At 67.9% G+C, this 234-nt stretch carries 1 protein-coding gene; it reads left to right on the top strand.

The features are described from left to right. Nucleotides 1–107: 107 nt before the first annotated feature. Nucleotides 108–234, top strand: a 127-nt coding sequence (locus HKX41_13685) for a LysR family transcriptional regulator (GenBank protein NNC25184.1), incomplete at its 3' end; no start/stop codon positions are given.

Here is a 234-nt window from a genome sequence, read left to right as displayed (position 1 = left end):
CGACTGCGGGGATGGCGCATCCTGCCGCCCGGGCCGCCTTAAGGCCAGCTAATTTTCCTTTACAGTGTCAAGAATTTCTAATGTCGGCCGCCGGCCGGGAGCGCGCCATGGACCTTCTCCACCCGCAGTTGGCCGCGTTCGCCGCGGTGCTGGAGGAAGGCAGCTTCGAGGGCGCGGCGCGCCGGCTGTCGGTCACCTCCTCGGCGGTGTCGCAGCGGATCAAGGCGCTGGAGG

It is taken from the genome of Salifodinibacter halophilus, assembly GCA_012999515.1.
In the GTDB taxonomy this organism is placed as follows: Bacteria; Pseudomonadota; Gammaproteobacteria; order Nevskiales; family Salinisphaeraceae; genus Salifodinibacter; species Salifodinibacter halophilus.
This window is presented reverse-complemented; position numbering and strand designations above follow the sequence as displayed.